Here is a 4496-nt window from a genome sequence, read left to right as displayed (position 1 = left end):
CCAGCGAGGACCCCAGCATCAAGTTGGCGGTTGCCGCGGTGACGCCGAGACGGGCGGCGCCGCGCATCAGATCTCGACGGCTGACACGACCAGCCGCATAGGCGTCGAACAGATCCTTAATTCTGTCAGTCATGTTTCACTCCCTTTGCTTTTTTCTGCGTTTTGACGCGACGGCCTGTGCCGTTCTTTTTGTCGGGAACAACCGCACCCCGCTCATCGACGAGACGGCGCGCGGTGAGTTCATCGGTGATGAGTCCTTTCAAAAGTCCGCTGGCCAATGCGGCGCGGATGCCTTCGACCTTGCCCGGCCCTCCTGCGATCGCCACGATGTTGCGGCCACGCAGATCCCGCGGCGACAGCGAGATCGACCGGCTGGACAATTCGGTCTCGACGATGTTGCCGTCGGCATCGAAGAAATGCCCGAGCATCTCGCCGGCGACGCCGGCACGCTCGAGCTCTGCGACCTCGTCGGGCCGGATCATTCCGGTCTGCACCAGCGATCCGCTCGGCCGCGCCTCGCCGATGCCGACCAGCATCAGGTCCGCCCGCCGCGCCAGATCGAACACCGCCGAGATGCCAAGTTGCGCGAGCAGCACCGCGCGGTCCGCGGCGCTGTTGGCATAGAGCGGGACCGGCATCAGATAGGCTTCGCTGTCGGTCCGCTCGGCAATGAGATGAATGACGTCAAACGGGCTCGCCGAGAATTTCCGGGTCAGGCCGCCGAGCAGCGACACGAATTTGACTTCCGATGTCGGCATCGTCGGCAAATGCCTGACGACAGCAGCCAGAGTACGGCCATGGCCGATCCCGATGATCTGGCCCGCATCACGCTGCAGGACCGCATGGAGGTAGCTCGCACCTGAGAACGCCAAGGCCTTGAGTGGCAGGCCGGGCTCACCGAGATCGGGCGTCACCTGAACCGTGTCGAGCTGGAACCGCTCTTTGAGTGCTTCCTCTGATTTGACACAGTCCGCCACGGCCCCGTCGACGAAAATGCGGATCAGGCCTTCGCGCCCGGCACGCGCGATCAGCCGGTGCGCCTTGATGGCAGGAATGTTGAGGCGGGACGCGATCTCTCCCTGGGTGAGTCCGCCGGCGTAGTGCAGCCAAGCGGCCCGCGACGCGAGGCTCGCATCGTCATCAAACGGCGAAACGGGCCGATCGCTGGCGCTCACATCTCCACCCTGTAATTTTTTTCAGCAAGCGTAAATTTTCACACGAGCGTTCACCTGTCAATCATGGGCTGCGATTTTGCAATGCGAAAATGCGTCCCCGACCGCGCGTTGGCCGCAAGCGCTGCGATTGCGGCACCAAGCCTTGCTGGCGCTCAGTCTATCAGCGCCAATCACCATCTCGGAAAAGCTAGTTAGATGCGATCATCGACGTGGTGATGCGCGAGGCCGTATTGGCCTGCAGCCTTGCGGTCGTGCACTGATGATGTTTCTCCGTCCGATCCTGGCCGGCACCGCGAGCTGGAAAGCTGGTTGCCGGTCCCAGCCGTCGCTGCAGGCCTGATCGCCGTCCTTTGCCGAAGCCGGCAGCTTCCGCCGGCCAGCGACCAATGGGCGAATTCGCGCTTGCTCGGCTACGATGGCGACAGCCCGCAGGACCTGTAGGACAAGATCGACCGCGTGCGCTCCGGCCCTTCTGGCCATCGAGTGTGAGGCTGCCCCCAAGCTGGCGCGCGATCAGTGCATGCTGCAGTGCTTATCGGGCCAAAATCGCGAAGCGCAGACGACCGCAACTTTTGGCGAACATGATTAAAAACGCTCGTGAGCGGCACCACTCGTTACCCTCAATGCGGAGCCGATATGTTTGAAACCTGTCGTGATTCCGTTCGTATCTGGTCTTCTGGAAACAACCACGTTGACTAGATGCCCCGCACAACGCTGATTGGACGTTCGTCCGCCAATTCGGCCGACGACAACGCGACGATGCACGACTTCATTCGCGTTTTGGTCGAAATTGCCACCGCAGATTGTTCAGCCGAGCAACTATTCGCTGACGATGCGCTGAACGACTGCTTGCGCCTGATCCTGGCAAAGAATCGCGGCCTGCTCGATTTGGGTGGAACGCCATGGCCCGAAGATCTTCTGACGCAAGTGGCGCGATCCCACTTCACCGCGCTACGCATGGCACAGCGGCATTAGGCGTGCCGATGTCAGCTGCCTGCCGACGTTGCCGGGATCGACAAGCGCCAGCCTGCTGAACCATTCTCACCTTGCCGACGTGAAAGCGAGCCGGCTTATTCACGATGCCGCCGACAATACGTACATTAACGCATGTTGGCGACAACACTTTCGCGCGGACATATGCATTGATGATGTCGCGCGGCCCCGCGATTCCCCTATAAAGCAACCAAACGGATCCCGATGCGACGCAAGAAGCAGAGCGAATCGCCGCATGGCGGAACAACCGACGACAATGCTGCGCTGACGGAGTTCGTTCGCGCCTTGGTCGAGCTGACGGCTGCCGCCTGCTCTTCCGAGCAATTGTTTGCCGATGATGCCCTGGATGGCTGCTTGCGGCTCATCCTGGCAAAGAACCAGGCCTTGGATCATTTTGGCCGAGCGCCATGGCCTGAAGGACTCGTGGTGCAGGCAACACGATCTCAGCTCGATCGGTTACGTACCGCAAGACTACATTGAGGATGTCGACGTCGACCACGCCCCGGTCGGCTGCACCAGTGCCTTCGGCCGCTCTGCACGAGCTCCGACAATGCCTCGGTCTCCGTCGATGATCTGCCGCCCAACATAAAATGTCGGCGGGGGCTTCCCCGATCAGGCCCATCGTGCCGGCGCACGACATGTGCGGTTGCGCGCAATATGCCGCAACGCCTTTCGTGATCGAAGGAACGTTCCTTCTCACCTGCTCGTTCTGTCTTTGAAGACAACAATGAGCGCAATCGAGGCGATGGTGAGCAGGCGCACCAATCCATATGGTTCCGAATCGTCGAGCCGCTGGGCCGTGGCGTCACTCCTGGCCATGCTCGGCGTTGCCCTCGCATCCGAATACCTCTTTCCACAGGCGCCGGACAGCTCGCTTGAGGCTCGGCCGGGCCACACCATTGGAAAGCAGGGCCAGGAAGCTGACGATCACGGACGCCAGGCGGCGTCGCCATCGGAGATTCCCGCGCGTGGCTGGAAGGACATTCTGCTGCGTGCCTATGCGAACATATCGAAGCACCGGATCCTGGCCCTTGCGGCAGGCATGACCTACTACAGCATCTTGGCCATCTTTCCAGCGCTTGCCGCACTGGTCGCGATCTACGGCCTGTTCTCGGATCCGTCGACCATTGCGCGCCACCTCGATCAACTCGGTGGATTTCTGCCCGGCGGCGCCATCGAAATTGCACGCGATCAACTCACACGCGTCGCCTCCAAGGGCTCTCAAACGCTCGGATTGACCTTCGTGATCGGGCTCGGTACCTCGCTGTGGAGTGCAAACGCGGCGATGAAATCGCTGTTCGACACACTCAACATCGTCCACGGCGAAGACGAGAAGCGTGGCTTCGTGACGTTGAACGCGATCTCGCTCGGCTTCACGATAGGCGGCGTGCTTTTCATTCTCGCGGCACTCGGCTCGATCGTCGTGGTCCCCGTCCTGCTCAAATATATCGGCTTGTCCAATGCGGGCGACCTGCTCGTCCGCGTCGGCCGCTGGCCGGCGATGTATCTGGTCATCGCATTCGCGCTCGCCGTCATCTATCGGTACGGTCCAAGCCGCGAAACGGCGCGATGGCGCTGGATCACCTGGGGCAGCGCCATCGCCGCCCTGCTCTGGCTCGGCATCTCCGGGTTATTCTCCTGGTACGCGGCCAATTTCGGCAAGTTCAACGAGACCTACGGATCGCTCGGTGCCGTCATCGGCTTCATGACCTGGCTGTGGATTTCTGCGATCGTGATTTTGTTGGGCGCGGAAGTCGACGCCGAAATGGAGCATCAGACCGCGCGCGATACCACGACGGGATCGCCGAGGCCGATAGGCGGACGGGGGGCACGCGTCGCAGACACCGTCGGTGCGGCGCAGGGATAAGCCGCTCTGCCCGGAAACCGGTTCTCATCTCGATGTGAGATAAGAACCTTTCAGGGCCTGAAACATTCTCTGGCTGTCGCTCTCGCGATTCACGCTCCGATGGAGTCTCCCATGCATGCCCAAGAGATGCTCAGCAGCCACCCGCAGGTCCGCGGTCAGACCGACGATGTCCTGATCAATTGCATCGAGGAGTGCTATTCGTGCGCCCAGACCTGCACCTCCTGTGCCGATGCCTGCCTTGCCGAGGACAGTGTGAAGTCGCTGACCCAGTGCATCCGGCTCGATCTCGATTGCGCTGATATCTGCAACATCACCGGTCGGATCGCGACTCGGCGCACCGGCTCAGACAAGGAGATGATCCGCCGGATGATCGAGGCCTGTGCGGCCGCTTGTCGACTCTGCGCCGAGGAATGCGGCAAGCACGCCAAGATGCACGAGCACTGCCGCATCTGTGCCGAGGC

5 protein-coding genes are annotated in these 4496 nt (G+C 61.5%); 4 read left to right on the top strand and 1 reads right to left on the bottom strand.

Annotated elements, in window-relative coordinates; genetic code table 11:
* Positions 1–125 precede the first annotated feature (125 nt).
* On the bottom strand, positions 126–1175 hold the full coding sequence (locus WA702_RS04825; RefSeq protein ID WP_425109395.1) for a sugar-binding transcriptional regulator: 1050 nt from the start codon (positions 1173–1175) through the stop codon (positions 126–128).
* Between the two features lie 699 nt (positions 1176–1874).
* Between WA702_RS04825 and WA702_RS04820 the strand changes: the two genes are divergently transcribed.
* From WA702_RS04820 to WA702_RS04805, 4 genes are all read left to right on the top strand, one after another.
* Entirely contained in the window at positions 1875–2150 is a 276-nt protein-coding gene (locus WA702_RS04820; protein ID WP_425109394.1) for a hypothetical protein, read from the top strand.
* A 222-nt stretch (positions 2151–2372) separates the two neighbouring features.
* Positions 2373–2648 (top strand): hypothetical protein, encoded by a 276-nt coding sequence (locus WA702_RS04815; RefSeq protein WP_425109393.1) that lies wholly within the window; start codon positions 2373–2375, stop codon positions 2646–2648.
* Positions 2649–2895: 247 nt separating this feature from the next.
* Positions 2896–4035: a YihY/virulence factor BrkB family protein gene (locus tag WA702_RS04810; protein WP_425109392.1), complete on the top strand. Its 1140-nt coding sequence runs from the start codon at positions 2896–2898 to the stop codon at positions 4033–4035.
* Between the two features lie 111 nt (positions 4036–4146).
* The coding region (locus WA702_RS04805) for a four-helix bundle copper-binding protein (protein WP_425109391.1) at positions 4147–4496 on the top strand (350 nt) is incomplete at its 3' end.

Origin of the sequence: Bradyrhizobium sp. (assembly GCF_049798375.1) — a bacterium.
Taxonomy (GTDB): Bacteria; Pseudomonadota; Alphaproteobacteria; order Rhizobiales; family Xanthobacteraceae; genus Bradyrhizobium.
The sequence above is the reverse complement of the archived record's forward strand: the minus strand, read 5'-3'. Positions and strand labels throughout refer to the sequence as shown.